This window comes from Microcella sp. (assembly GCF_040286215.1).
Classification (GTDB): domain Bacteria; phylum Actinomycetota; class Actinomycetes; order Actinomycetales; family Microbacteriaceae; genus Microcella.
Window position 1 is genome coordinate 235,569 of record NZ_JAVKCK010000021.1, and the last position, 25,808, is coordinate 261,376.

Below are 25,808 nucleotides of genomic sequence, written 5' to 3' on the forward strand. Positions count from 1 at the left end.
CCGTGAGGGTGAACGGCGCTCAGGGTCGAGTAGCGTGGGAGAGACCCTGCCATCATCCTTGCGAGCGAGGCCCCCGTGATCTCTTCCAGGCTCAACCCGGCGCGCATCCTGCGGGGCCAACCCGTCGAGCTGGCGCCGTACCGCATCGCGTGGCTCGCCCGCATCATGTACGGCACCGCGTTCGAGATCGTCGTGATCGCGGTCATCATCTCCAACGCGGTCGCCCTCGCCATCCTCACCTTCGACGGCGTCGCGCCCTCCGTGCGCGAGGTCGCCCTCGCCGTCGACAGCATCGCGCTCGTCTTCTACGCCGTCGAGGTGCTGCTCCGCATCATCTCCTACGGCACGAAGCCCTGGATGTTCTTCCGCTCCGGTTGGAACATCTTCGACTTCCTCATCGTCATCTCCGTGCCGTTCGTCGACGGCAACGCCGTCGTGTTCCGCCTCATCCGCCTGTTCCGCCTCATCCGCCTGTTCCGCTTCCTGCCCGAAGTGCGCATCCTCAGCGTCTCGATCATCAAGAGCGTCGCTCCCTTGCTCAGCATCTCCGTCCTCATCGGATTCCTGCTGTTCCTCTACGCCATGGCGGGCGTGTACCTGTTCGGCGACGACGACCCGCAGCAGTGGGGCGACCTCGGGGTCGCCATGGTGACCCTCGTCGTGCTGCTCACGCTCGAGAACTTCCCCGACGCGTTCACCGCGGGCATCGGCATCACCCCTCTCGCTCTCCTCTACTTCTTGAGTTACATGTTCTTCATCGTCTTCACGGTGCTGAACGTGCTCATCGGCATCGTCCTCAACGCGATGGATCAAGCGCGCGATGAAGAGGTCGCGCACCAGCGGGAGGAAGCCCAGGCGCGAGACCACGAGGATCCCCAGGCCGAGCTCGGTGCGTTGCAGGTTCAGCTCGACACCCTCGAGGCCGACCATGAGGCCCGGGGTGCACGCATCGCGCGGCTGCGCGCCGAACTGAACGCCTTGCGCGACGACGCGTAGAGCGCGCTCTGACGGCTCAGTCGAGTGCGCGGGCCAGGCACACGCTCGTCGCGCTGCCGACGTACTCGCCGAAGGCCGGGATGCGCTCGTAGCCACGGCGGGCGTAGAAGCTCAGCGCGGCATCGCTTCGGGTGCCGGTCTCCAGACGGAGGGTGCGGATGCTGCGCTCGCGCGCGGCCCGCTCGAGAGCATCCAGCAACAGGTCGGCGACGCCTCGGCCGCGCGCCGCCTCGTGCACGAACAGGCGCTTGAGCTCGCCTGCGCCGTCCTCCTGCTCGACGAGGGCCACCATGCCGAGCGCGGTGCCGGCCTCGTCGCGGGCGACGACGACCGTGGTGCCGGGGTGAGCGAGCTGCTCGGCCGGCAGCAGGAAGCACTCTTCGGGGCTGTAGAGAGACCGGGCGAAGGCTTCACCCGCGCGCAGCATCGCCTCCACCTCGGGCTGGCGGGGGTCCTCCACGCTCACGGTCGTCGACTCGAGCTCGGTCGTCATGATTCGCTCAGACTACCGGCGGGACGAACAGCCAGGGGAGGGTCGAAATGCCGGGCCGCGGCGGAATACGGGGTCGCACAGCGACGTCCGCTACTGTGAAGTGTCGGCTTGAGACGGGCGAAGCGATTCGCCACAGAACGTGTGCGTCTCCAGGGCCGGTACATCCCCGCCGATCGGCGGAGCGATGACACCTCGAGTTGTGACGGCCCCAGTCGAAGACTGCCTGGGATAGCGGTGCGAACGCGCCGACGATGCTTCTTGCACTATCCGAAAGACGATCAACCATGCCTCAGAACAAGAAGGCGCGCCCCGGGCGCTCCAGCACCCCCGCCCGCAGTCAGGGAGCCGGTCGCTCCGGCGGCCGCGCTGCCGCGGCGAGCGGATCGCGCAGCCCCGGGCACCGCGGCTACCGGCCCGAGGAGGCCGACGCGCCCGCGAAGAAGGCGCGCTGGAGCCGTGAGGAGCGCGTCGACCGCGGCCACGCGCCCGAGCGCTCGCGCGGCGACCGCGATGTGCGCGCTGAGCGCGCGGGACGCCCCGAACGCGACGCCGCCGCTCGCCCTGACCGCGGCAGCGCGGGTCGCCCCGAGCGCGGCCGCCCCGGCACGGATGCTCGCGGCGGTCGCGCACCGCGCGGTGCTGACTACTCGGTCGAGCGCACGGGCACGGGCCGCACGGCGCACCGCCCCGACTGGCGCCCGCGCAAGGATGCCGCGAACGAGCGGCCCGCGCGCCGCGTCGACCGTGGCGGTCGTCCGCAGGACCGACACGTCGACGACCGCGGCGGCGAGTCGCGCGCGTCCCACGGCGAGCGCGGCCGACGTGTCGGCGCTGCAGACAGGCAGGGCCGCGCAGAGCGGCGCCCCGAGCGCCGCGGCGAGCACCGAGACGCGGGCTTCTACCCGAGCAAGCCCTCCGGCGCGGGCCCCGTCGACGACGTGGTGCTGGAGCGGCTCGAGGCCGACGCCGTGCAGGCGCGCGACGTCGAGGGCGTGAGCTTCGCCGACCTCGGGCTCGGCGGCAACATCACCCGCACGCTCACCGAGCTCGGTGCCGTGCATCCGTTCCCCATTCAGGCCGCAACGATTCCTGACGTGCTCGCCGGCAAGGACGTGCTCGGCCGCGGCCGCACCGGCAGCGGCAAGACGATCGCCTTCGGCGCGCCCCTCGTCGAGCGGCTCATGCGCGCTGGAGCTGCGGCGAAACATCGCGTTCGCGCGACGCCAGCGCCGCGAAGGCTACGCCTGAGCGGCCATACGCGCACAGGAAGCGGCAGGAGGGCCGGGCGCCTCGCGCGCTCATCCTCGCGCCGACACGCGAGCTCGCCCTGCAGATCGACCGCACTGTGCAGCCCATCGCCCGCAGTGTGGGACTCTTCACGACGCAGATCTACGGCGGCGTGCCGCAGGCCCGCCAGGTCGGAGCGTTGCGCCGCGGTGTCGACATCATCATCGGCACGCCGGGGCGCATCGAGGATCTCGTCGAGCAGGGTCGCCTCGACCTGAGCCGCATCGAGATCGTCGTCCTCGACGAAGCCGACCACATGTGCGAATTGGGCTTCCTCGAGCCCGTGCAGCGCATCATCCGCCGCACGCGCTCGGGCAACCAGAAGCTCCTGTTCTCGGCGACCCTCGACTCGGGCGTCGCGAGCCTCGTGACCGAGTTCCTGTCGAGCCCGAGTGTCTACGAGGTCGCGGGGGAGGACCAGGAGTCGTCGACGATCGACCACCGCGTGCTGCTCGTCGAGCAGCGCGAGAAGCGCGCCGTCATCGAGCAGCTCGCCGCCGGCCCGGGCAAGACCCTCGTCTTCGCGCGCACCCGCGCCTTCGCCGAGGAGCTCGCCGATCAGCTCGACGACGCGGGCATCCCCGCCGTGAGTCTGCACGGCGATCTCAACCAGGCGCGGCGCAGCCGCAACCTCGAGAAGCTCACGAGCGGTCGGGTGACGGTGCTCGTCGCTACGGATGTCGCGGCCCGGGGCATCCACGTCGATGACATCTCGCTCGTCATCCAGGCCGACGCGCCCGACGAGTACAAGGCGTATCTGCACCGTTCGGGCCGCACGGGCCGCGCGGGCAAGGTCGGCACGGTCGTGACACTCGTCACGCGCCAGCGCCGCCGCCGGCTCGACGAGCTGCTCGGTCGCGCCGAGATCGACGCCGTCGTGCACGAGGTGCGCGCGGGCGACGCCCTTCTCGACGAGCTCGCGGCGCTGTAGCCGCGCTCGTCGACCGAACGACGGAGACCACGGCGTTCCACAGTGCCGGGCCCACCTGGGTCGGTGTGGAACCGTCCCGTCTCCGTCGTTCGGTCGAGTGCGGGGTCGAGGTCGAGGGTGCGGTGCGGGATGCTCGGCTCAGGCAAGCGAGAGCATCGCGCTCGCCGCGAGCGCCAGCACGAGCCCGACCCACTGCAGCCGCGCGATGCGCTCGCGCAGCACGACCGCCGCGAGCAGGATCGTGCCGGCCGGGTAGAGCGCGGTGAGCACCGAGACGACCGTGAGGTCGCCGAGCCGCAGCCCGATGAGCACGATCGCGTTGGCGGCGGCGTCGAGCACTCCGCACCCGACGGCGAGCCAGAACCCGGCGCGCCACCCGCCGCGCAGGGCTGCCGCGCTCGCGCGCAGCAGGGTCGTGCCGGGAGGCGCGGTGCTGGGCGACGGCGCCGGTCGAGCCTCAGCGGGCCCGGCACCGACCGGCTCGCCGAGTGCGTGCGGGGCGCCGTGGGTTCCTTCGAGGATCGCGAGCGGAGCATCCCGAGCGGAGACGTGGCGCCGCCCCGCGATCACGGCCAGCACGACGATGACCGTGATCATGAGACTCGCGTTGACGACGCGGTTGGCGACGAGCGGCACGAGCCCCGAGTCGTCGGGAGTCTGGTCGATGAGGATGTAGAAGGCGCCGATGAGGGCCCCCGACCCCGTCGCCATGAGCAGGCCGCGCAGGCTCGGCCGCACCGCGCCCTTCTCGGGCACGAAGCCGACGAGCACGACGGCGATGAGGGCGAGGCCGAGGGCGGGGTACGCGATCGCACCGAGCCGCTCGCCGGTCACGAGCCCCCACGTCATGGGCACGATCGCCGAGATCACGGCGGTCAGGGGCGAGAGGATGCTCATGGGCCCGATTGCGAGGCACGCGTACAGCAGGGCGATCGCCCCGGCTCCGGTCACGCCCGAGAGTGCGCCCCAGAACAGAGCCTCGCGGCTCCACTCACCGCCGACGACGGCGGCGGCGAGGGCGAGCAGCACGACGCCGGAGAGCGCTGCGAGGGCGGTGACGCGCAAGGCCGAGATGCGTCGAGAGGCGAGCCCGCCGAGGAAGTCGGCGGCGCCGTAGACGAGCGCACCGGCGAGGCCGAGAACCACTGTGAGCACGCGCACCTCCCGCAGTCGACCGGCCCGCCGTCGATTCTCGCACTCCAGGGGAATGCTGAGGTGCACGCGCCGGTTGGGGGGAGAGGGGTCAGCGTCATATTCGCGCGCGAGGCGCGGGACTCTCGTAGCCTGGATGCCCGCGGGTGTGCGCGCCGATCAGCCCAGCCCCGTCAGACTTTCACCGCCGATCCACCAAGGAGAGACCCACCATGGCTCGCATCTATCAGGACATCACCGAGGCGTTCGGCTACACGCCTCTCGTGACGCTCAACGCCGTGACCGAGGGCGCCGGGGCGACGGTGCTCGCGAAGCTCGAGTTCTACAACCCTTCCGCGAGCGTCAAAGACCGGCTCGGTGTCGCGATCATCGAGGCGGCCGAGAAGAGCGGCGAGCTCACCAAGGGCGGCACGATCGTCGAAGGCACGAGCGGCAACACGGGCATCGCGCTGGCGATGATCGGTGCGGCCCGCGGCTACCACGTGATCCTGACGATGCCGGAGACCATGAGCGAAGAGCGCAAGATGCTGCTCAAGGCCTATGGCGCCGAGCTCGTGCTCACCCCCGGTGGCGAAGGCATGAAGGGCGCTGTCGGCAAGGCCGCGGAGATTGTCGCCAACACTCCCGGCGCCGTGCTCGCGAAGCAGTTCGAGAACGAGGCGAACGCCGACATCCACCGCCGCACGACCGGTCCCGAGGTCTGGAATGACACGGACGGCGCCGTCGACATCTTCGTCTCCGGTATCGGCACGGGCGGAACGCTCACCGGCACGGGGCAGTACCTCAAGCAGCAGAAGCCCGAGGTGATGGTCGTCGGCGTGGAGCCGGAGGAGAGCCCTATCCTCAACGGCGGCGCTCCCGGCCCGCACAAGATCGCCGGCATCGGCGCCAACTTCGTGCCAGCGGTGCTGGACCGCGAGATCTACGACGAGATCATCGACGTCAACATCGGCCAGTCGGTGGCCATGGCACGGCGCCTGGCCGCGGAGGAGGGCATTCTCGGTGGCATCTCGTCGGGTGCGACGGCGCACGCCGCGGTCGAGCTCGCGAAGCGTCCCGAGAACGCGGGCAAGACGATCGTGGTGATTCTGGCGAGCTACGGCGAGCGGTACCTCTCGAGCGTTCTCTACGAAGACCTGCGCTCCTAGATGCCGCTCCGGGAGGACATCGCGACGGCGCGCCTGCGCGACCCGGCGGCGCGCAGCGGCCTCGAGGTGTTCCTGACCTCGGCGGGGCTGCACGCCATCTGGTGGCACCGCATCGCCCACCGGCTGTGGCGCTGGAGACTGAGACTGCTTGCGCGGATGATCGCCCAGGTGGCGCGCGCGTGGACGGGCGTCGAGATCCACCCGGCGGCCACGATCGGCCGTCGCTTCTTCATCGACCACGGCATGGGCGTCGTCATCGGCGAGACAGCCGAGATCGGCGACGACGTGATGCTGTACCACGGCGTCACGCTCGGCGGCCGCACGCTCTCGACGGGCAAGCGGCACCCGACGGTTCGGGATGGCGTGCTCATCGGGGCGAACGCGACGGTTCTGGGCCCGGTGACGATCGGTGCGCGCTCGCAGGTGGGCGCGCTCGCGCTCGTCACGAAGGATGTGCCGCCCGACTCGGTGGCGACGGGCATTCCCGCGACCTCGCGGCCGCTCGACCGCGGCACCGCTTCGGGTGCGGGGCCCGACGGCTTCTTCATCGACCCGGCCATCCACATCTAGCCGTCCCCACCCGATACGGCGCTCGGCGGGCGCGTCGGCGCCCGCGACTACCCTGGGCGGGTGAGCATCGCGACCCGAACCCCCCAGCAGGTGCTCGAGACGGTCTTCGGCTACCCGGCGTTCCGCGGTGACCAGCAGGCGATCATCGAGCACGTCGTGGGCGGCGGCGACGCGCTCGTGCTCATGCCCACGGGCGGCGGCAAGAGCCTCTGCTACCAGATTCCCGCGCTCGTGCGCGACGGCGTCGGCGTGGTCATCTCCCCGCTCATCGCCCTCATGAAGGACCAGGTGGATGCTCTCGCCGCCGTCGGCGCCCGCGCCGAGTTCCTCAACTCGACGCAGTCGCCCGAGGAGCGGCGGCGCGTCGAGCAGGCTCTGCTCGCGGGCGAGGTGGATCTGCTCTACCTCGCGCCCGAGCGCGTGACCGTGCCCGCGACGGGGCAGCTGCTCGATCGCCTGACCGTGGCACTGTTCGCGATCGACGAGGCGCACTGCGTGTCGCAGTGGGGGCACGACTTTCGACCCGACTACCTCGCGCTGTCGATGCTGCACGAGCGCTGGCCGAGCATCCCGCGCATCGCGCTCACGGCGACGGCGACGCAGGCGACCGCAGACGAGATCGTCGCGCGGCTCGACCTGGGTCAGGCGCGGCGCTTCACGGCGAGCTTCGACCGGCCGAACATTCAGTACCGCATCGAGGCGAAGAACCAGCCGGTGCAGCAGCTGCTGCAGCTGATCCGCTCGGAGCACCCGGGCGACGCGGGCATCGTGTACTGCCTGTCGCGCGCGAGCGTGGAGAAGACGGCGACGGCGCTCGCCGAGCAGGGCATCCCGGCGCTGCCCTATCACGCGGGTCTCGATGCGCGGGTTCGGGCGGACCACCAGTCGCGTTTCCTGCGCGAGGAGGGCATCGTCATGGTCGCGACGATCGCGTTCGGCATGGGCATCGACAAGCCCGACGTGCGCTTCGTCGCCCACCTCGATCTGCCGAAGAGCGTCGAGGGGTACTACCAGGAAACGGGGCGCGCCGGGCGCGACGGCCTGCCCTCGACGGCGTGGCTCGCCTACGGTCTGCAGGATGTCGTGCAGCAGCGGCAGATGATCGACCGCAACGAGGGGGATGCCGCGCACAAGCGGCGGCAGTCGCAGCTGCTCGACGCGATGCTCGCGCTGTGCGAGACGGTCGAATGCCGTCGGGTGCAGCTGCTCGCGTACTTCGGGCAGCAGCTGGGCGGCGCAGCGGGGGCGAAGCAGCGGTGCGGTAACTGCGACACGTGCCTCGCGCCGCCGGAGAGCTGGGATGGCACCGTTCCGGCGCAGAAGCTGCTCTCGACCGTCGTGCGGCTCGACCGCGAGCGGCGCCAGCGGTACGGCGCGGGCCAGCTGATCGACATCCTCACCGGCAAGCGCACGCCGCGCGTCGAGCAGCTCGGGCACGACGCGCTCTCGACCTTCGGCATCGGCGACGACCTGAGCGATCAGGAGTGGCGGGGCGTCGTGCGGCAACTGCTCGCGCAGGGGCTGCTCGCGGTGCACGGCGACGGCTACGGCACTCTCGTCATCACGGAGGCGAGCGGCGCCGTGCTCAAGGGCGAGCGGGAGGTGCGGCTGCGGCGCGAGCCGAAGCGCGCCCCGCGCTCCTCGCGACGCTCGGCGCCTGCCGAGCTACCCGCAGCGGCGTCGCCACTGTTCGAGCGCTTGCGCGCGTGGCGCGCGGCGACCGCGCGCGAGCTCGGAGCGCCCGCCTACATCGTCTTCGGCGACGCGACCTTGCGCGGCATCGCGCTCACCGAGCCGAGCACCCTCGGCGAGCTGGGCGAGATCAGCGGTGTGGGGGCGAAGAAGCTCGAGCAGTACGGCGAGGCGGTGCTCGCGATCGTGCGCGGCGAGGAGCCTGCCGCCGGAGCCGCGTCGGCAGGGGAGCCTCCGATCGCGCCGCGCGGACCAGCGAGCTCGGCCGAGCCGGAGCCGGGCATCCCGTTCTTCGACGAGCCGCCGCCGGAAGACGAACCCCCGCCGCCGGACGACTGGTGACGGTGCACGCGACCGCCCTGCACGCCGAACCGCGCAACGCGTTCTGGCCGCGGCACCCGGTCGGGGATTCGACGAGGTGCTGTCCTTCACCGCCGCGATCAACACGCCGTCGATCTCCGTCATGGAACGCATCGGGCTCCGCCGCGACCCGGAGGGCGACGTCGACCATCCGTCTGTGTCGCCATCCGTCCGTGCCGCCGGGCCACCCGTTGCGGCCGCGCGTCCTGTTTCGGTGACCCAGGGCATCACTGCGGGTCGGCGTGCCGCTGCGCGAGAGGCGCGCACACGTGCACCGTCGATGTCGTGGGCACGCGTGCCGCGCGGGGGCGGGTGGCCTGTTGCGCTGTGTGCCTCCCACGGCACATGCCACGGCAGGCACAGTCCCAGAACGGAGAGGCCCATCCGTTGCCGCCAGGTCCGCGGCGCCCAGGCCCCCGCGGCGCTTACGCCTCCGCGGCGCCCTGCTGCGCCTGCTGCTCGGCGAGCTGCTTGCGCACGTCGTCCATGTCGAGGTCCTTCACGGCCGTGATGACCTGCTCGAGCGCGGGGGCGGGCAGCGCGCCGGGCTGCGCGAAGACGAGCACGCCGTCGCGGAACGCCATGAGGGTCGGGATCGAGCGGATGTTCGCGGCCGACGCGATCGCCTGCTCGGCCTCCGTGTCGACCTTGCCGAACGTCACGTCGGGGTGCGTCTCGCTCGCCTGCTCGTAGACGGGGGCGAATTGGCGGCACGGGCCGCACCACTCGGCCCAGAAGTCGACGAGGGTGATGCCCTCGGCGGTGACGGTCTTCTCGAAGTCTGCAGTGGTCAGGTCAACGGTAGGCATCACCCCATTGTGCCAGAACGGGTCGATACCCCCAAGGGTATTCGCTCCGGGCGAATCCCCGCCGAGACGGGAGGTTCCGCACAGGGCGAACGCTCAGCAATGTGCGACACCCCACAATTCGAGACGGGATGATCCGGGTCGGGTTCGTCGCCTGCTCACCATGAAGACCCAGGCAGGGGCGCGCATGCCTAGCGTGTGACCATGGCCACTCGTGAATCCTCTGTTCGTGAACCGAGCGTCGACGACGCGCCCGCTGCGGACGCGCCCGTCGCCGAGCACACCGAACCCGCTCAGCCCGCGCCCGCCGCTCCCGTCGAGGAGCAGAGGGCGGAGGAGTCGGCGCCGCGACTCGATGTCGCCGCGCTCGGCGAGCAGCTCATGGGCCGGTGGGTGGAGAGCCGCCGCGCCTCGCGCGAACTCATGCGCCGCGAAGAGTTCCACCGCATCCCCACCGACGACATGCACGCTCAGCGCGAGCGGGTGCTGGGCCAGCTCGGTCTGCTCGTCGAGAAGGGTTCCGTGCACCGCGCTTTCCCGAAGGAGTTCGGGGGCGAGGACGACCACGGCGGGTTCATCGCGAGCTTCGAAGAGCTTCTGCTCGGCGACCCGAGCATGCAGATCAAGTCGGGTGTGCAGTGGGGCCTCTACGCCTCCGCGATCCTGCACCTGGGCACTGAGCCGCACCGCAAGGCCTGGCTCCCCGACGCCCTCACGTTGACCACACCGGGCGCCTTCGCCATGACCGAGACCGGTCACGGCAGCGACGTCTCGGCCGTGGGCACGACGGCGACCTTCGACGAGGCCGCCGACGAGTGGGTCATCCACACGCCGTTCCGCGCCGCGTGGAAGGACTACCTCGGCAACGCCGCCCTGCACGGGCGCTCCGCCGTCGTCTTCGCCCAGCTCATCACGCGCGGCGTCAACCACGGCGTTCACGCGTTCTACGTGCCGATCCGCGATGAGGCCGGCGCCTTCCTGCCCGGAGTCGGCGGAGAGGACGACGGGCTCAAGGGCGGCCTCAACGGCATCGACAACGGGCGACTGCACTTCACGCAGGTGCGCGTGCCCCGCACCAACCTGCTCAACCGCTACGGCTCGGTCGACGAGAAGGGCGTCTACACCTCGCCCATCGAGAGCCCCGGCCGCCGCTTCTTCACCATGCTCGGCACGCTCGTGCAGGGCCGCGTCTCCCTCGACGGCGCGTGCGTCGTCGCCAGCAAGCTCGCCCTGACGATCGCGCTGCGCTACGGCTCCGAGCGTCGCCAGTTCGATGACGGCGAGAACAACGAGGTCGTGCTGCTCGACTACCAGCGGCACCAGCGGCGCCTGCTGCCGCGACTCGCCCAGACCTACGCGATGTCGTTCGCGCACGAGGTGTTCCTCGAGAAGTTCGACGGCGTGTTCTCCGGGCGCACCGACACCGACAGCGACCGCGAAGACCTCGAGACCCTGGCGGCGGCGCTCAAGCCGCTGAGCACCTGGGCGGCGCTCGACATCATCCAAGAGGCGCGCGAGGCGTGCGGCGGCCAAGGCTTCCTCGCCGCGAACCGCCTGACCCAGCTGCGCGCCGACCTCGACATCTACGCGACGTTCGAGGGCGACAACAACGTGCTGCTGCAGCTCGTCGCCAAGCGCCTCCTCACCGACTACTCACGAGCGTTCGCGAAAGCCGACGCCGGCGTCATGGCGCACTACGTCGCCGACCAGGTCAACGAGGCGGTCATGCACCGCTCCGGGCTGCGTCGCCTCGTGCAGTCGGTGGCCGACTTCGGCTCCACCGCCCGATCGGTGGGCTACGTGCGCGACACGGAATCTCAGCGGCAGCTGCTGACCGACCGGGTCGAGACGATGGTGGCTGAGCTTGCGGGCAAGCTGCGCAGCGCATCCAAGCTGTCGAAGAAAGATGCCGCGGCGCTCTTCAACCGTCACCAGAACGCTCTCATCGAGACGGCGAAGGCGCACGGCGAGCTGCTGCAGTGGGAGGCCTTCACCGAGGCGCTGGCCGGTGTCGAGCACGACGGCAACCGCCAGGTTCTCACGTGGCTGCGCGACCTGTTCGGCCTCGGGCTCATCGAGAAGAACCTCGCCTGGTACGTCATCCACGGCCGCCTCAGCGACCACCGCGCGCAGGCCATCACCGACTACATCGACGACCGGCTGCTGCCGCGCCTGCGCCCGCACGCGCTCGAGTTGACCGACGCGTTCGAGCTGCGCGACGAGCACATTCGCGCCGACATCGCCACGGGCGAGGAGCGGGCTCGGCAGGAGGAGGCTCGTGAGTACTACGCCGACCTGCGAGCGCGCGGCCTCGCACCGATCGACGAGAAGGATCTGCTGGCAGCGAAGAAGTCTCGGCGCTGACACGGCAGCGGGGCGGGGAGTAGCCTGCGGAGCATGAGCACGACACGCACCCTGCACCCCGCCGCGGCGTGGAGCCTCGTCGGCGCCCAGTTCGTGCTGCTCATGCTGCTCGGCTTCCTGCCCTGGGGGTCGCTGTGGCAGCGCGGCATCGACGCGCTCGTCGTCGGCCTCACCCTTGTCGCCCTCGGCGGCATCCTCGCCGTCGTCGCGGGCACGGGGCTCGGCCGCGCACTCACGCCGACGCCCGTGCCCCGCGACAGCGCCGAGCTGACGACGACAGGCATCTACGGCCTCGTGCGGCACCCCCTCTACTCGGGGCTGCTTGTGCTCGGCGCAGGTCTCGTCGTCATCGGCGCGTCGTGGCTGCACGTGCTCGCATGGGTCGCCCTGCTCGTGCTGCTCGCGGCGAAGGCGCGCCTCGAGGAGTGGATGCTGCTCGAGCGCCATGACGAGTACGCGCAGTACGCCGCCCGCGTGGGGCGCCTGGTGCCGGGCGTCGGGCGCATCCGCCCGTGACCCTGGTCGACGTCACGATCCCGCAACCGGCGGATCGCCGTGCGGGCGAGCTGACGGGGGTGCTCGGCGCGCCGGACGGCTCGGGCCCGTTCACTCCGCTCGTGGTCGTGCACGAAGCGTTCGGCATCGACGACGCGATGCGCGACCACCTCGAGCGGCTCACGAGCATGGGCTACCTGGTGCTCATGCCGAACCTCTACAGTCGCGGCGGTGCGCGACGCTGCCTCGTGGCGACCTTCCGCGCACTGCGCAGCGGCTCTGGCCCGGCGTTCGACGACATCGAGGCGGCCCGGCGCACCCTGCTGGAGCGCGACGACACGACGGACGCTGTCGGGGTGCTCGGGTTCTGCATGGGCGGCGGCTTCGCGCTGCTGCTCGCGGGTGCGGACGGCTACGGCGCAGCATCCGTCAATTACGGGATGCTCCCCCGCGACCTCGACGACACCCTCGACGGTGCGTGCCCTGTCGTCGGCTCGTTCGGCGGCCGCGACCTGTCGTTGCGGGGCGCGGCCGAGCGGCTCGAGTCGGCGCTCGCCGCGCGCGGCATCGACCACGACGTCGTCGAGTACCCCGAGGCGGGCCACGCTTTCCTCAACGCGATCCCGAACGGCACGAGGCTCACGCGCGTCGCGATGGGCCCGCTGCTGCGGCTCGGCCACCGCCCGGTGGAGGCGGAGGACGCGTGGCGTCGCATCGACGCGTTCTTCCTCCGCCACCTCTCCGTCGCGACCTGAGTGCGCGGCGGGCCGTGCGCGACCGCCTAGTTCTTGGCCGCCTTGGACACGGCGTCTGAGCTTTGCGAGCGGGTGTTGGCCGCCTTCTTGTCGGCTTTCGCGACACGCTTTTCTTTGAGCGTCTTCGACGCGGCGGTCTTCGAGGTGTTCTTGCGTGCGGACTTCTCGCCCATGATGGCTCCCTCTGTCGAGAGCCCGGGTGGCCCTGTAGGCCTGAGCGTACGCCCTGCCGCTCGCCGAGCGAGTACCTCGCACCCGACGGCGTCAGCGAATCTGGGCTAGACGCCCAGCTTCGTGCGCACGGCGTCGTCGCTCGGCTCGACCAGGTGGCTGCCGTCGGTGAAGTGCACGACGGGGATGTTCATGCGGCCGCTGATGGCTTTCGCGGTCTCGGCCGCCTCGGCGGAGGCTTCCACGTCGACCTTCGTCCACTCGACGCCGAGCTTGTTAAGCAGGGCTTCGGTGCGGCGGCAGTCGCGGCACCAGTCGGCGCCGTACATGGTCACGTGGTCGGGTGCGGGTACTGAAGTGTTGGTCATGCTGAGGTGAACGCGCGACGCCCGCGCTGTGTTCCCGCCTCGCACCGTCGGCTTCCTGCCAGAGTCGACGGCTGAGCACTTGCAGGGGCTCGGCGCGCTCTAGCGTGAGCGCATGAGCGAGAGGGTGGAGCAGAGCATCCTGGGGCCGTTCGCCGAGCCGCAGGTGGCGCGCGCGCACTTCGCGGCGCGCTTGGCGTTCGAGACAGACCCGAGCGATGTGGCGGCGGCGATCGCCGCGGGGGAGAGCATCCAGCTGGTGGATGTTCGGGGCCGGGCCGCGTGGGATCAGGGCCACGCCGCGAGCGCCGTGCACGTACCCCGCGCAGAGCTGCTCGATCGTCTCGACGAACTCGACCCGGCGCGGCCCATCGTCGTCATGTGCTGGGGGCCCGCGTGCAACGGCGGCGTGAAGGCCGCGCATGCGCTCGCGGGTGCGGGGCTCCGGGTGAAGGAGCTGCTCGGTGGGTTCGAGTACTGGGCGCGCGAAGGTCTGCCCGTGGAGTCTGCGGCGGGGCACGTGCACCGCGAGGTGGATCCGCTCACGGCGCCGGTGGCGGGCGGCGGCACTGCGCCCGCGGCCACTGCGGCGGCGGCCCGCGCCGTCAGCTGCGACTGCTGACGTCGCGGGCGCCGCGCACGGTCACTCGCGGTCGGGCGTGGGCACCACGCGCCGCGTGCGCCGACGCAGCAGGGGCTCGGCGTCGGCGAGCTCGTCGGCCGTCGCGTAGTGGAACGGCGGCGCGTCGGGCACGGTGACGGCGTGGCGACCTTCGCCCCGTGTCGCGCGCAGGCTCGCCACGATCGACACGGTGATGATGAGCGCGACGACCCCGAGCGAGACGGGGGTGGGGATCTTGTACACGTCGAGCAAGAGCATCTTGATGCCCACCCAGATGAGCACGAACGCGAGCCCAAGCTTCAGGTAGATGAAGCGGTGCATGAGGTCGGCGAGCAGGAAGTACATGGCCCGCAGGCCCAGAATGGCGAAGGCGTTGGCGGTGAACACGATGAAGGGTTCCTGCGTGACGCCGAAGATGGCAGGTATCGAGTCGACGGCGAAGATGATGTCGGTCACTTCGACGAGCACGAGCACGGCGAGCAGCGGCGTCGCGACGATCACGCCGGCTTTGCGGATGAGGAACTTCTGCCCGTGGTACGCATCCGTCATGGGGATGACGCGGCGGAAGGTGCGCAGGATGCGCGAGTTCGCGACATCCATGTGCTCATCGCGCTTCCTGATCATCATCCAGCCGGTGTAGAGCAGGAAAGCGGCGAACACGTAGAGGATCCACGAGAAGTTCTCGATGAGGACGACGCCGAGGGTGATGAAGATGGCGCGAAAGACGAGAGCACCCAGCACGCCGAGGAAGAGCACGCGGTGCTGCAGCTCGCGCGGCACTCCGAAGAAGGCGAAGATGATCGCCCAGACGAAGACGTTGTCGACGGCGAGCGATTTCTCGATGAGGTAGCCCGCGTAGTACTGCTGGCCGATCTCGGCGCCGTACTGCGCCCACAGGTAGGCGCCGAATCCGACTCCGAGCGCCACCCAGATGCCCGACCACAGCGCTGCCTCGCGCACGCTGATGATGTGGGCTTTGCGGTGCGCGAAGAGGTCGATCGCGAGCATGACGAGGATGACGCCGAGCACGGCGAACCACAGCCACAGGGGAACATTCATGAGAGCAGACTCCTGAATCAGTAGCGTTCAGGAGGTCTTTCCCAGCCCGGGCGATGTGCCTAGCGGGCCCACGACGCCGATCCCGACAGGGCGGAATGTAATGACGACGTCGTGCGGATCGGGGATACTCCCCTCCGCCGCTAAGTGAACCACAGTTCGCGCATCACGATGCACGTGCGAGGTGCGGGCCGGGCGAATTCTCAGCCGATGGCGCGCCGTACGAGCTCAGTGATCGCCTTCTTCTCGGCGGCACCCACCGCGGTGACCGCGAACGACGCCGGCCACATGGCACCGTCGTCGAGCTGCGCGGTGTCGTTGAACCCGAGCGTCGTGTACCGAGTGTCGAACTTGCTGGCCGGCTGCACGAAGCACAGCACCTTGCCGTCGAGCGCGTAAGCGGGCATGCCGTACCAGGTGCGCGGAGCCAGTTGCGGAGCCGCCGCCATGATGACCTCGTGCAGGGTCGTGGCGAGCGCCCGGTCGCCCCCGTCGGGAAGCTTCGCTATCGCCTCGAGCAGGTCGCCCAGCTCGGCCTCGGCCTTCGCCGCCCCCTTGGCCCGCTTCGCCTCGGCGCGCAGCTCGGCCGCGCGCTCCTTCATCGCGGCGCGCTCGTCCGCGGTGAACCCGTCATTGCCGGTGGATGCTCGGCTCTTGTCGGTCATGCCCACAGGCTAGACCTGCATCCGATTGACTTACGACCTACTCCGTAATCGTCGGCTGGAAGTAGTCGAAAAGACCTTGCGGCATGGGCTGATCGAACTTGAGCGTCATTCGTACAACCGGAAGCAGCGTGCCCTTCTTGTCCTTCATCTCAGTTTGAAGGGCGTGCCCAGCCTCTGCCCGGCCGAGATAGAAGAAATCTGTTCCGTCGTTGTCATCCTTCTTCACGAAGACATCCAGCGTGACTGAGTTGCTGGCGATGGTCTTGACGTCAGGACTCTCGAGAGTTTGACGATTGCGGGTGAACCAGATCAACGTGCCTGGGTCGAGCAGCTCATCTGCGTATCGAGTGCTCGCCGTGACGTCTTCCGCCTTGTGATAGGTGATGAAGATGGGGCAGGTCTTCGTGGAGGCATCTACCTTGTATCCGAAAATGACACCCATCATGTTTGATCGCCATCGGAGCAGCCGGGAGGCGTCCTTCCGCGAATACTGACGGCCCACGCTAAAGGGCTGAGCGCCCCCGTACTTGCGGGGGACAATTGCGCGAGCAGTCCACAGCAGGTCATGCACTTCGTTGTGGAATTCCCTGTCTTGTTCCAGGGCGTTGTGGACACTTTGACTGAGTCGGTAATCACCCTCGGGCGTGAGGACGACCGGAGCGTTCCCATAACGCGTTCGCTCGGCCTCGGTTAGGAACTCGAAGCTGAGGGTCCTCAAGGCGCTCGCAGTGAGCTCTTTATCCTTCTCGCCCCCAGCGTCGGCTATCCGCTTAGCCAGATCATCAAGCGACCGCGATGACCCGCTGAGCAGTTCGAACAGCACTTCCGTCTCGGCCAACCGCTTAACCGCAAGCACCTCACTGCCAAGGAAGTCGAGCAGCCGTGATTGTTCGTCGGTCAGTCGATGTTCGACCTTCAGCGTGCGGCTAAGGAGCTCCGGGTAGTGTTTCAGGCTCGTCGCAAGAACGACCGGGTCAGTCGAATCAGACTCCGCGAAGTCGATGAGGCGCGGAGTCCGTCCTAGGCGTGACCGCATGGCTTCCAGCGCGGGCTTAAGCAAAGCGGGAGTGCTTAGTTTTGTCACCGCAACGGCGTCCAATACGCGTTTCTGGGCAATGCGGTCGAAGCGGATGCTCGAGATGTTCGCAAGGACGCCGCGCTCTTCGGCCTCGATGAGTCGACGCCGGAGCGACTCCTTGTCCTGAGAGTTGTCGCCAAAAAGCGCGATGGGGATGAGGTAGTTGTTTGTGTAATTGCCGATGAAGTCGATGACGATCGTGTAGTCCTTGTCCAGCGCTTTGCGCAGACCGCGCCCGAGTTGCTGGACGAACACGATGGCTGATTTGGTCTGACGAAGCATGACGACTTGATTGACGGAGGGAATATCGACGCCCTCGTTGAAGATGTCGACGGTGAGGATGTAGTCGAGGTCCCCCTGCTCGAGCCGGGCGACCGCTTGAAGGCGCTCCTCGACCGAGTGCATACCAGACAGGGCGACTGTACTCAGCGGTCGGCCATGCAGGCCGAGAGAGTTCAATTCGTCGGAGAGTGCCGTGGCCTCCTCAACGCGGCTGCAGAAAATCAGCCCCTTCGGGGGAAGCCCTGCGTGACCATAGATCTCGAGGTTCTTGACGATGTGTTCGGCCCGTAGACGGGAAGAGAGTCGCTCGACGCTGGTCGCATCGTCTGTCGTTGCTCCGTCCTCGAACTCGACATCCGCGACGCCGTAGTAGTGGAAAGGTGCCAGCATGTCCGCTTCGAGCGCTGCCTGGAGACGAATCTCGTAGGCCACGTTGTAGTCGAACAGTTCGAACACGTCCGACTGGTCTGATCGCTCGGGAGTCGCCGTCAAACCGAGGGTGAAACTTGGACTGAGGTGCTTCATGACCCGTCGGTATGTGTCGGCGCCCACGTGGTGGGATTCGTCGACCACGACGTAGTCGTACTCGTCAGCCTGGATTCCCTCCAGCACGTCGGGGCGCGACAGCGTCTGAATGGTGGCGAAAACGAATCGCTTGTTGGTCTCCTTCTTGCCGCCCGCAAGCTTGCCAACCTCCTGCTCGGATAGACCGAGAAGATTCGTGAACTCTTCGATGGCGCGATCGAGGATTTGTTCCCGATGAACGATGAAGAGGAACCGCTCGGGGTCGACCATGCCGACGTGGAAAGCGGCGAGAGCTGTCTTTCCTGTTCCGGTGGCCGACACCACCAGTGCCCTCCGCTGGCCTTGTGTCCTGAGCATCTCGATAGCCGCCAGCGCCTCCCGCTGCATCGCGTTGGGTTTGAAACGTGGCCGGACAACTTGGGTTTCCAGCTGAGGTTCAGGGGCCGCAGGCGCCTGGGCCGGCCCGCCCGGAGTCCACACCGTGGTTGGTCTCGGCCGTGCCTCGTATTCGGTGATCCACTCGGGGGTGATGTCACGTGAGTTTTCACGCTGCTCGAGCTCGAGCTCGTCCAGTTGGCGCGACAGGTTGCTCTCGGGCGAGCCGGAGACCTTGATATTCCACTCGAGGTTCGCGACGAGGGCGGACTCTGTAAGGTTCGCGCTGCCAAAGAGTGCGACGGAGCGGTCGGGCCGGTGGAAAATGTAGCCCTTGGCGTGGAACGCCTTGCTGGAGTGAATCCGGGAAGAGATACCGATCTTCTCAAGGGCCTTGAGCTCCTTGAAAACGCCAGGAGTGTTGAAGCCAAGGTAGTCCGAGGTGATGATCGTCCCAACACCCCGAAAGTCGACGAGTTCTTGCTTCAGCAAAGCAAGTGCCCGCGGAGTCACGAAAGCAACGGAGAAAAGAAATCGCTCTGCGTGCTTCAACTCTCGGCGGAGCACTCGCAGGACGGAGGAGTACTCGTTGTTGAGGACGACTTCCGGGTTGAGGTTATGCGGAACGAGCGACGACTCGAGCAGGTAGCCGAACTCCGTCTCCCGCCCGAGGGGCGAGTTCCAGAAGTCCTGCTGGGCGTCAGACACCGATGGCTCGCAGCTTCTCTACCGCGGGGATATCCGCTGGAGCCCAGTCAAGGATGTCGAGCTGGTCGGCCGGCAGCCAACGCTCCTCTGCGTGCTCGTTCGACCGCGGCTCACCTGCAATGAGTTTGCAGATGAAGGTCGCCAGGGTGACTATCGCGAAGTCGTACTCGTGGGTCGTGGTTTCCAGCGCCTCGATGACCGAGATCTCACATTCGAGCTCTTCGTTAATCTCTCGCACGAGAGCCTCGGCGAATGATTCCTTCTTCTCGACCTTGCCGCCCGGGAACTCCCACATGCCGGGGAGGGCGCCGCCCGGCCCGCGGCGGGCGCAATAGATCAAACCGTCGCGAACGATGACGGCGCCGACCACCGTGATGTGCTTTTTCATGACCCCTCGCTCGCCCTCGTTCACCACAGTCTTGACGATAGGAGCGACAACCGTTCACTGGCGGGAGGACTCTCGCTTTCCGGGCAACCTCGCGTTTCCCAAACCTCCTGCGAGACAGAAAAGGCCGGGGCCTCTGCAGAGACCCCGGCCCGAGCATCCATCAGCCGGAAGAGGCGCCGATCAACCCGCCACCAGATCAAACCGGTCGGCGTTCATGACCTTGGTCCAGGCGGCGACGAAGTCGTGCACGAACGTCTCGCGACTGTCGTCTTGCGCGTAGACCTCGGCGTACGAGCGCAGGATCGAGTTCGATCCGAAGACCAGGTCGGCGCGGGTGGCCGTGTAGTCGACCTTGCCGGTGGTGCGGTCGCGCAGGTTGTAGGCGTTGAAGCCGGCCGGCTCCCACACGTAGGTCATGTCGGTGAGGGTCACGAAGAAGTCGTTCGTGAGCGAGCCGACGGTGTCGGTGAAGACGCCGTGGGTCGTTCCGCCGTGGTTGGTGCCGAGCGTCCGCATGCCGCCGACGAGGCAGGTCAGTTCGACCGGCGTCAGGTTCATGAGGCTCGCGCGGTCGAGCATGAGCTCTTCGGCCGGCACCGTGTAGTCCTTCTTCACGTAGTTGCGGAACGCGTCGTGGGTCGGCTCGAGCGGCACAAACGAGTCAGCGTCGGTCCATTCGTCGGTCACGCCACCGCGCCCTATGCACTGGGGGTCGATGCCGTGCCAGTCGCGGTACAGGGCCGGGCGAATGCGGTCTTACGGCGTCCAATCCGCAGTTTTGCTGAACGTTGCACCGCGGACGCCAGACGTCCGACCACGTACACGGACGCCAAGACAAGAGCGAATCGGTGGTGGCTCCGACGGGCGTCGATCCCGTGACCTCACGATTTTCAGTCGTGCGCTCTACCAACTGAGCTACAGAGCCGTGCGGGTTCAAGACCCTAGCGAAAAAGCCCCACCTCGTACCCACATGCTCGGTACTTCAGCGAGGCTCTCACCGCGACCCTGACCGGACTTGAACCGGCGACCTCCGCCGTGACAGGGCGGCGCGCTAACCAACTGCGCTACAGGGCCTTGCGTGTTCAGTTGTGTCGGTTGCCGAGTGACCCCAACGGGATTCGAACCCGTGCTGCCGCCGTGAAAGGGCGGTGTCCTAGGCCGCTAAACGATGGGGCCGTGACCGGAAGGAACTCTGCAGCAACCGAGGCACAAGCATACGGGTCGAGGGGCGCAAATGCCAAACGCGGGCGCGAGCCCATTCGCCGCCGATCCGACCGGCCTCCCCGCCGCGCGGGAGGGCCGGGGTTAACGTCGCACCAGGAACGCAGAGCGCGCCGGCGACGGTGCGCCTTCCGCGCACGCCGCACGAACACTGGCCGTGCGCGCAAACCGTTGGTAGTGTTGTCAATGGTGTTCGTGTGGAAAATGTGACATAACGCACGAAGACCGGAATGGGTTCGGGAACATGCGCGGTACACCACGGCACGGGGATGGCCACGGGAGTGCACGAAGCGAAGCAGCACAGGGCTCGGGGGGAGCAGGCATGAGGGGGTTGCACGGCACGACGCAGCGCAGCGCCGTGCCGTGCAACGCCGATCATCCCGCGACGCCGCGGGCCGGTGCACCGCTGCCGGCAACGAGCCTGCGCCGGGCATCCCTGCGCCGCCGCATCCTCTCCGCCGTCGGCGGTCTCGCCACCGTCGTCATGCTCGTCAGCGGCGTGGTCGCCGCCACCGAGCGCCCCGCCTACGCCGTCGACTACCCGAGTTGGGACGACGTGCTCGACGCGCGCCGCAGCGTTGCCGCCGCGCAGACGAAGGTGAAAGAGATCCGCGCCGCGATCGCCGCGATCGCCGCCGACGTCGAGCGCACGCAGGCCATCGCCGACGAGGCCGGTGAGGCGTACTTCGACGCGCAGACCGCCTTCGACGAGGCCGCCTACACCGCCGACCAGCTGCAGGCCCAGGCCGACGAGGCCCAGGCCACCGCCGAGCAGTCCCGCCAGCGCGCCGGCCAGTTCGTCGCGGAGCTCTCGTGCACCGGCGGCGGCGACCTCTCCGCCTCCCTCCTGACCAACCCCGGGCAGGCGGATGCTCTGCTCTCCCGCCTCGGATTCGCGAGCAAGATCACGCAGCAGGCCGAAGGCATCTACGCCGCAGCCCTGCAAGACCAGAACGCCGCGCAGGCCCTCACCGATCAGGCCAACGTCGCCAAAGAGATTCGCGACGAGCTGCGGCTCGAAGCCCAAGCCGCCTTCGAGACCGCGCAGGCCGCCGCGCAGGAGGCGCAAGACGCCCTCGTCGCCCAGCAGGAAAATCAGGCGCGCCTCGAAGCGCAGCTCGCCGTGCTCGTCGAGAACCGCGAAGCGACCGAAGAGGACTACAAAGCCGGCATCGAAGCGCAGTACGGCGCGGGCGGCAGCCTCGACGCCGGCCAGATCGTCAACGGCTGGGCCAACCCCGTCAACGGGTGGATCACCTCCCACTTCGGCAACCGCGTGCACCCCTACTACGGGTACGTGCGCCTGCACACCGGCACCGACATCGCAGCCGGCTGCGGCACCAACATGTACGCGGCCTCCAGCGGCACCATCACCTACGCGGGCCCCTACGGCACCTACGGCAACTTCGTGCGCATCGACCACGGCGGCGGGCTCACCACCTCGTACGCGCACATCCAGAACGGCGGCATCCTCGTGCAGATGGGCCAGACCGTCGTCGTCGGCCAGAACATCGCCAAAGTCGGCTCCACCGGGGCCTCCACTGGGTGCCACCTGCACCTCGAAGTGCGCCGCTACGGGGTCGCCGAGAACCCCGTGCCCTTCTTCAGCAACATCGGAATCCAGCTTGGGTAGCGGCTGACGATGCGTGGCCCCCGGCGCCGCGGAATCGCAGCCGTCACCCTCGTGACGGCTCTCACCGCTGCACTCGGGGTCACTGCCGCCAGCGCGGCGCCCGGCCCGCCCAGCTGGGACGACGTCGAGCAGGCACGCGGCGACGTCGTCGCCACCCAGCTGGCGATCGCGCGCATCGAAGACGCTGCGCGGGCCGCCGAGCAGACTTACCTCGACGCGGCGAGAAGCGCTGTGCAACTCGGCGAAGACCACCACCTCGCCCAGCTCGCCCTCGAGCAGGCCGAAGCCGCCGCCGAACGGCTCGAGCTGCGCCGCGACGCCGCCCTCGCGCGTGCCGCCGAATCGGGAGCGCGCGCCGCGCAGCTCGCCGCCCAACTCGCGCGCTCCGGCAGCGGCGACCTCACCACCGCCCTCCTCACCGGAAACGCCGACGATGCGGAAGATCTGCTCTACCGTCTCGGCGCGATGAGCTCCGTCGGCGCGCGCAGCCAAGCCGTCATGGACAGCGCCGTGCAAGACAAGAACACCGCCGAAGCGCTCACCGCACAAGCCGACGTCGCCCTCGACGAGCGCGAGCGGCTGGCGGACGAGGCCACCGACTCGCTCGACGCGGCGATCGCCGCCGCCGAGCAGGCCGAGCAGCGCCTCGCCGCGCAGCAGATCATGATGGGCGAGCTCGCCGCCCAACTCGCGAGCCTCACCGGTCGCAGCGAGCAGCTCGAGCGCGACTACCTCGCCGGCCTCGGCGGCGACGAGGAGCCGGCGCCCGGCAACCCGGCGCCGGGCACGCCGAGCAACCCCGCACCCAGCCCGAGCGCCCCGCCGAGCAACCCCGCACCCAGCCCGAGCGCCCCGCCGCCCGCGCCGGGCCCGAGCCCGAGCATCCCGCCCCCCGCCCCGTCGCCGAACCCAGCGCCCAGCGCACCTCCTGCGCCATCTCCGCCCGCCCCGAACAGCGCGGCCGTCGCGACCGCGATCGCCTTCGCGCGCGCCCAGGTCGGCGAGCCCTACCAGTTCGGCGGCCGCGGCCCGAGCGTGTGGGACTGCTCAGGCCTCACCATGCAGTCGTACGCCGCCGCGGGCGTCACGATCGGCGGCCACTCCGCGACGCGCCAGTACACGACGGCCGCCTCGCGCGACCGGCTCGTGCCCTACGCGCAGGCGCAGGCCGGCGACCTCATCTTCTACTCCACGGGCGGCGCGACGTCCGGGTCGAAGTACCACGTGACGCTCTACCTCGGCGGCGGCCAGATGATCGAAGCGCCGTACCCGGGCAAGACGGTGCGCATCGTGCCCGTGCGCAGTTACGACCGGGTGCCGTACGTCGCGCGGCCGACCGGCTAGATCCTCGCGCGGGGAATCCGATCGGGGCTAGTGGCCGGCGGGCGGCACGTACGCCTCGATGCCGGCCTGCACGACCGCCTCGGCGTCGGCGGCCGAGCCCCAGCCCTCCGTCTTGACCCACTTGCCGGGCTCGAGCGCCTTGTAGTTCTCGAAGAAGAACTCGATCTCCTTGCGCGTCTGCTCGGGCACATCCTCAAGGTCTTGAATGTGCGCCCAGCGCGGATCCTTCGCCGGCACGCACACGACCTTCGCGTCGCTGCCGCCGTCGTCGGTCATGTTGAACACGCACACCGGGCGCACGTCGAGGCCGACACCGGGCAGGAGGGGGAACTCCAGCAGCACGAGCGCGTCCACCGGGTCGCCGTCGAGCCCCAGCGTGTGCTCGAAGAAGCCGTAGTCGGTGGGGTACACGAACGGCGTGAACAGCACCCGGTCGAGGAAGACGCGCCCCGTCTCGTGGTCGATCTCGTACTTGTTCCGGCTGCCGCGGGGAACTTCGATGACGACGGGGTAGGCGCCCATAGGTGCTCCTTGAGAGAGTGCGAGAAAAGTCAGAAAAACTGCTGGCGATCGTGCTCCAGGCCGGCCTTAACCTTAGTGGATGCCCACCCCACCGCCCGGGGCGCCCGAGCGCCGGCCGCGCCTCACCCCGGCGGTCGCCGACGCCCGCCGCGCGGTGCGCGAGTCGCTCGCCGACCTCGCGGACGGGTCCCTCGTGCTCGTCGCCCTCAGCGGCGGCCCCGACTCGCTCGCGCTCGCCGCGGCCACGGCCTTCGAAGCACCCCGCGCCGGGCTGCGCGCGGGCGCCGCGATCATCGACCACGGGCTGCAGAGCGCCTCGGCCGAGGTCGCCGAGAGTGCGGCAGCGGCAGCGCGCGTGCTCGGGCTCGACCCCGTGCTCGTGAGGCGCGTCGAGGTCGGCAGCGAGGGCGGCCCCGAGGCTTCGGCGCGCGCCGCGCGGTACGACGCGCTCGACGCGCTCGCCGACGGCGCCGGAGCCTCGGCCGTGCTGCTCGGGCACACCCGCGACGACCAGGCCGAGACCGTGCTGCTCGGGCTCGCGCGCGGCAGCGGCACCGCGAGCCTCGCCGGCATGGCGCCCGTCGTCGGCCGGTACCGCCGACCCCTGCTCGGGCTGCGCCGCGCCACGCTCGTCGCAGCCTGCGCCGACCAGGGGCTCGAGCCGTGGCACGACCCCCACAACGACGACGCGGCCTTCGCGCGCGTGCGGGTGCGGTCGAGCATCCTGCCCCTCCTCGAATCGCACCTCGACGCGGGCGTCGTCGACGCGCTCGCGCGCACCGCCGAGATCGCCCGCGAAGACTCCGAGGCGCTCGACTCGCTCGTCGACGAGATCGCCGAGGAGCTCGTCGACCTCGCCGAGGGCGGATGCTCCCTGCCCGTCGCCGCGCTGCTCGCCAACCCGCCCGCCCTGCGTCACCGGCTCGTGCGGTTCGTCGCCGATGTCGAGTTCGGGCTTGCCCTCAGCCGCGCGCAGACCCTCGAGATCGCGCGCCTCGCGACCGACTGGCACGGGCAGGGCGCCGTGCACCTGAGCGGCGTTAGGGTGGAGCGCGAGGGGACGCGCATCGTGTTCCGCGCGGCGCCGCCCGGCAGCGTCGAACGTCCCGCCGAACCGCCCGCAGACTGAGCAGCAGAGGCTCAGCCGTACCGAGGAGAACTCTTGGACGTCGAGGACATCCGCTCCGACCTCACCGAGGTGCTCATCACCGAGGAGGAGATTCACTCGAAACTCGCTGAGCTCGCACGTCGGGTCGAAGCCGACTACCCCGACGAGCCGCCGCTGCTCGTCGGCGTGCTCAAAGGCGCCGTCATGGTCATGGCCGACTTCGCGCGCGAGCTGCGCATCCACGTCGAGATGGACTGGATGGCGGTGAGCTCGTACGGCGCAAGCACCCAGTCGAGCGGCGTGGTGCGCATCCTCAAAGACCTCGACACCGAGATCGCCGGCCGAGACGTGCTCATCGTCGAAGACATCATCGACTCCGGCCTCACCCTCTCCTGGCTGCGCGCGAACCTCGAGTCACGCGGCGCCCGGTCGGTCAAGATCCTCACCCTCCTGCGCAAGCCGGAGGCGGCCAAAGTCGAGGTCGAGGTCGAGTACGTGGGCTTCGAGATACCCCCCGCCTTCGTCGTCGGCTACGGGCTCGACTACGCCGAGAAGTACCGCAACCTGCGGGCCATCGGCGTGCTGGCCCCGCACGTCTACCAGGCCGAGTAGACCGCCGCCCCGTCCGGCGACCCCGCCTGCGCGCGCGGTGCGCCGGGGGCGAACATCCAGGCCCTGCTGGTGAGGCGAGGGGTA

At 69.2% G+C, this 25,808-nt stretch carries 24 protein-coding genes, 3 tRNA genes and 1 pseudogene; 14 read left to right on the forward strand and 14 right to left on the reverse strand.

Annotation, left to right across the window (positions count from 1 at the left end):
* The first annotated feature begins 75 nt into the window (after positions 1-75).
* On the forward strand, positions 76-996 hold the full coding sequence (locus RJQ01_RS11110; RefSeq protein WP_350476787.1) for an ion transporter: 921 nt from the start codon (positions 76-78) through the stop codon (positions 994-996).
* A gap of 16 nt (positions 997-1,012) precedes the next feature.
* On the opposite strand, the gene RJQ01_RS11115 is transcribed toward RJQ01_RS11110, so the two are convergent.
* Positions 1,013-1,489, reverse strand: coding sequence for a GNAT family N-acetyltransferase (locus RJQ01_RS11115; protein ID WP_350476789.1), 477 nt, complete (start codon positions 1,487-1,489; stop codon positions 1,013-1,015).
* A gap of 284 nt (positions 1,490-1,773) precedes the next feature.
* Between RJQ01_RS11115 and RJQ01_RS11120 the strand changes: the two are divergent.
* A pseudogene (locus RJQ01_RS11120) lies at positions 1,774-2,622 on the forward strand (DEAD/DEAH box helicase); the annotation flags it as partial.
* A gap of 200 nt (positions 2,623-2,822) precedes the next feature.
* Positions 2,823-3,707, forward strand: a complete 885-nt coding sequence (locus RJQ01_RS11125; RefSeq protein ID WP_350476828.1) for a DEAD/DEAH box helicase — start codon at positions 2,823-2,825, stop codon at positions 3,705-3,707.
* Positions 3,708-3,845: 138 nt separating this feature from the next.
* Here RJQ01_RS11125 and RJQ01_RS11130 read toward each other — a convergent pair whose 3' ends face one another.
* On the reverse strand, positions 3,846-4,868 hold the full coding sequence (locus RJQ01_RS11130) for an EamA family transporter (protein WP_350476790.1): 1,023 nt from the start codon (positions 4,866-4,868) through the stop codon (positions 3,846-3,848).
* A 203-nt stretch (positions 4,869-5,071) separates the two neighbouring features.
* On the opposite strand from RJQ01_RS11130, the gene cysK reads away from it, so the two are divergent.
* The 3 genes from cysK to recQ are packed head-to-tail and all read left to right on the forward strand — an operon-like array spanning position 5,072 to position 8,611.
* A complete protein-coding gene (gene cysK / locus RJQ01_RS11135; RefSeq protein WP_350476791.1) occupies positions 5,072-6,007 on the forward strand; it encodes a cysteine synthase A in 936 nt (311 codons plus the stop codon).
* The gene (gene epsC, locus RJQ01_RS11140) at positions 6,008-6,577 is read left to right on the forward strand and encodes a serine O-acetyltransferase EpsC (RefSeq protein ID WP_350476792.1); all 570 of its coding nucleotides are present in this window, start codon (positions 6,008-6,010) and stop codon (positions 6,575-6,577) included.
* 60 nt (positions 6,578-6,637) lie between these two features.
* Positions 6,638-8,611: a DNA helicase RecQ gene (recQ, locus tag RJQ01_RS11145; RefSeq protein WP_350476793.1), complete on the forward strand. Its 1,974-nt coding sequence runs from the start codon at positions 6,638-6,640 to the stop codon at positions 8,609-8,611.
* A gap of 443 nt (positions 8,612-9,054) precedes the next feature.
* On the opposite strand, the gene trxA is transcribed toward recQ, so the two are convergent.
* Positions 9,055-9,438 (reverse strand): thioredoxin, encoded by a 384-nt coding sequence (trxA, locus tag RJQ01_RS11150; protein ID WP_350476795.1) that lies wholly within the window; start codon positions 9,436-9,438, stop codon positions 9,055-9,057.
* Between the two features lie 201 nt (positions 9,439-9,639).
* Between trxA and RJQ01_RS11155 the strand changes: the two genes are divergently transcribed.
* From RJQ01_RS11155 to RJQ01_RS11165, 3 genes are read left to right on the forward strand one after another with little or no spacing between them, the layout of a single operon-like run.
* The gene (locus RJQ01_RS11155) at positions 9,640-11,799 is read left to right on the forward strand and encodes an acyl-CoA dehydrogenase family protein (RefSeq protein WP_350476796.1); all 2,160 of its coding nucleotides are present in this window, start codon (positions 9,640-9,642) and stop codon (positions 11,797-11,799) included.
* Between the two features lie 33 nt (positions 11,800-11,832).
* Positions 11,833-12,315, forward strand: coding sequence for a methyltransferase family protein (locus RJQ01_RS11160; RefSeq protein WP_350476797.1), 483 nt, complete (start codon positions 11,833-11,835; stop codon positions 12,313-12,315).
* Positions 12,312-13,049, forward strand: coding sequence for a dienelactone hydrolase family protein (locus RJQ01_RS11165; protein WP_350476798.1), 738 nt, complete (start codon positions 12,312-12,314; stop codon positions 13,047-13,049). The genes RJQ01_RS11160 and RJQ01_RS11165 overlap by 4 nt, the downstream gene beginning before the upstream one ends.
* A gap of 26 nt (positions 13,050-13,075) precedes the next feature.
* On the opposite strand, the gene RJQ01_RS11170 is transcribed toward RJQ01_RS11165, so the two are convergent.
* Together RJQ01_RS11170 and RJQ01_RS11175 are read right to left on the reverse strand one after the other, a co-directional pair.
* A complete protein-coding gene (locus RJQ01_RS11170; protein ID WP_350476799.1) occupies positions 13,076-13,222 on the reverse strand; it encodes a hypothetical protein in 147 nt (48 codons plus the stop codon).
* A 105-nt stretch (positions 13,223-13,327) separates the two neighbouring features.
* Positions 13,328-13,588 carry a glutaredoxin family protein gene (locus RJQ01_RS11175; protein ID WP_350476800.1) on the reverse strand — a complete coding sequence of 87 codons (261 nt, stop codon included), beginning with the start codon at positions 13,586-13,588 and terminating at the stop codon, positions 13,328-13,330.
* Between the two features lie 112 nt (positions 13,589-13,700).
* Here RJQ01_RS11175 and RJQ01_RS11180 point away from each other — a divergent pair, with 112 nt between their 5' ends.
* A complete protein-coding gene (locus RJQ01_RS11180; protein ID WP_350476801.1) occupies positions 13,701-14,207 on the forward strand; it encodes a rhodanese-like domain-containing protein in 507 nt (168 codons plus the stop codon).
* 21 nt (positions 14,208-14,228) lie between these two features.
* Here RJQ01_RS11180 and RJQ01_RS11185 read toward each other — a convergent pair whose 3' ends face one another.
* The 8 genes from RJQ01_RS11185 to RJQ01_RS11220 all read right to left on the reverse strand — a co-directional run bounded on the left by RJQ01_RS11185 (position 14,229) and on the right by RJQ01_RS11220 (position 20,460).
* Positions 14,229-15,266 (reverse strand): TerC family protein, encoded by a 1,038-nt coding sequence (locus RJQ01_RS11185; protein WP_350476802.1) that lies wholly within the window; start codon positions 15,264-15,266, stop codon positions 14,229-14,231.
* 200 nt (positions 15,267-15,466) lie between these two features.
* Positions 15,467-15,928 (reverse strand): iron chaperone, encoded by a 462-nt coding sequence (locus RJQ01_RS11190; RefSeq protein ID WP_350476803.1) that lies wholly within the window; start codon positions 15,926-15,928, stop codon positions 15,467-15,469.
* 37 nt (positions 15,929-15,965) lie between these two features.
* Positions 15,966-18,896, reverse strand: a complete 2,931-nt coding sequence (locus RJQ01_RS11195) for a DUF3427 domain-containing protein (protein WP_350476804.1) — start codon at positions 18,894-18,896, stop codon at positions 15,966-15,968.
* Complete coding sequence (locus RJQ01_RS11200; RefSeq protein WP_350476805.1) at positions 18,889-19,308, reverse strand: (deoxy)nucleoside triphosphate pyrophosphohydrolase; 420 nt, start codon at positions 19,306-19,308, stop codon at positions 18,889-18,891. The genes RJQ01_RS11195 and RJQ01_RS11200 overlap by 8 nt, the downstream gene beginning before the upstream one ends.
* 156 nt (positions 19,309-19,464) lie before the next feature.
* Positions 19,465-19,971, reverse strand: a complete 507-nt coding sequence (locus RJQ01_RS11205) for a peroxidase family protein (protein ID WP_350476806.1) — start codon at positions 19,969-19,971, stop codon at positions 19,465-19,467.
* A gap of 162 nt (positions 19,972-20,133) precedes the next feature.
* A tRNA-Phe gene (locus tag RJQ01_RS11210) sits at positions 20,134-20,209 on the reverse strand.
* A gap of 75 nt (positions 20,210-20,284) precedes the next feature.
* Positions 20,285-20,358, reverse strand: a tRNA-Asp gene (locus RJQ01_RS11215).
* 29 nt (positions 20,359-20,387) lie between these two features.
* Positions 20,388-20,460, reverse strand: a tRNA-Glu gene (locus RJQ01_RS11220).
* A gap of 367 nt (positions 20,461-20,827) precedes the next feature.
* On the opposite strand from RJQ01_RS11220, the gene RJQ01_RS11225 reads away from it, so the two are divergent.
* Together RJQ01_RS11225 and RJQ01_RS11230 are read left to right on the forward strand one after the other, a co-directional pair.
* Positions 20,828-22,138: a peptidoglycan DD-metalloendopeptidase family protein gene (locus RJQ01_RS11225; RefSeq protein ID WP_350476807.1), complete on the forward strand. Its 1,311-nt coding sequence runs from the start codon at positions 20,828-20,830 to the stop codon at positions 22,136-22,138.
* Positions 22,139-22,189: 51 nt separating this feature from the next.
* On the forward strand, positions 22,190-23,482 hold the full coding sequence (locus RJQ01_RS11230) for a C40 family peptidase (protein WP_350476808.1): 1,293 nt from the start codon (positions 22,190-22,192) through the stop codon (positions 23,480-23,482).
* 27 nt (positions 23,483-23,509) lie between these two features.
* Here RJQ01_RS11230 and RJQ01_RS11235 read toward each other — a convergent pair whose 3' ends face one another.
* A complete protein-coding gene (locus RJQ01_RS11235) occupies positions 23,510-24,004 on the reverse strand; it encodes an inorganic diphosphatase (protein ID WP_350476809.1) in 495 nt (164 codons plus the stop codon).
* A gap of 79 nt (positions 24,005-24,083) precedes the next feature.
* On the opposite strand from RJQ01_RS11235, the gene tilS reads away from it, so the two are divergent.
* Together tilS and hpt are read left to right on the forward strand one after the other, a co-directional pair.
* Positions 24,084-25,133, forward strand: coding sequence for a tRNA lysidine(34) synthetase TilS (gene tilS / locus RJQ01_RS11240; protein ID WP_350476810.1), 1,050 nt, complete (start codon positions 24,084-24,086; stop codon positions 25,131-25,133).
* 33 nt (positions 25,134-25,166) lie between these two features.
* The gene (hpt, locus tag RJQ01_RS11245) at positions 25,167-25,724 is read left to right on the forward strand and encodes a hypoxanthine phosphoribosyltransferase (protein WP_350476811.1); all 558 of its coding nucleotides are present in this window, start codon (positions 25,167-25,169) and stop codon (positions 25,722-25,724) included.
* The last annotated feature ends 84 nt before the right edge of the window (positions 25,725-25,808 follow it).

Coding starts and splice junctions, on each gene's coding strand:
- RJQ01_RS11190 (WP_350476803.1), bottom strand. CDS start 15,928: ATGACCGACAAGAGCCGAGCATCCACCGGCAATGACGGGTTCACCGCG.
- RJQ01_RS11185 (WP_350476802.1), bottom strand. CDS start 15,266: ATGAATGTTCCCCTGTGGCTGTGGTTCGCCGTGCTCGGCGTCATCCTC.
- RJQ01_RS11115 (WP_350476789.1), bottom strand. CDS start 1,489: ATGACGACCGAGCTCGAGTCGACGACCGTGAGCGTGGAGGACCCCCGC.
- RJQ01_RS11175 (WP_350476800.1), bottom strand. CDS start 13,588: ATGACCAACACTTCAGTACCCGCACCCGACCACGTGACCATGTACGGC.
- RJQ01_RS11225 (WP_350476807.1), top strand. CDS start 20,828: ATGAGGGGGTTGCACGGCACGACGCAGCGCAGCGCCGTGCCGTGCAAC.
- epsC (WP_350476792.1), top strand. CDS start 6,008: ATGCCGCTCCGGGAGGACATCGCGACGGCGCGCCTGCGCGACCCGGCG.
- RJQ01_RS11170 (WP_350476799.1), bottom strand. CDS start 13,222: ATGGGCGAGAAGTCCGCACGCAAGAACACCTCGAAGACCGCCGCGTCG.
- tilS (WP_350476810.1), top strand. CDS start 24,084: ATGCCCACCCCACCGCCCGGGGCGCCCGAGCGCCGGCCGCGCCTCACC.
- RJQ01_RS11155 (WP_350476796.1), top strand. CDS start 9,640: ATGGCCACTCGTGAATCCTCTGTTCGTGAACCGAGCGTCGACGACGCG.
- RJQ01_RS11160 (WP_350476797.1), top strand. CDS start 11,833: ATGAGCACGACACGCACCCTGCACCCCGCCGCGGCGTGGAGCCTCGTC.
- RJQ01_RS11180 (WP_350476801.1), top strand. CDS start 13,701: ATGAGCGAGAGGGTGGAGCAGAGCATCCTGGGGCCGTTCGCCGAGCCG.
- trxA (WP_350476795.1), bottom strand. CDS start 9,438: ATGCCTACCGTTGACCTGACCACTGCAGACTTCGAGAAGACCGTCACC.
- cysK (WP_350476791.1), top strand. CDS start 5,072: ATGGCTCGCATCTATCAGGACATCACCGAGGCGTTCGGCTACACGCCT.
- RJQ01_RS11235 (WP_350476809.1), bottom strand. CDS start 24,004: ATGGGCGCCTACCCCGTCGTCATCGAAGTTCCCCGCGGCAGCCGGAAC.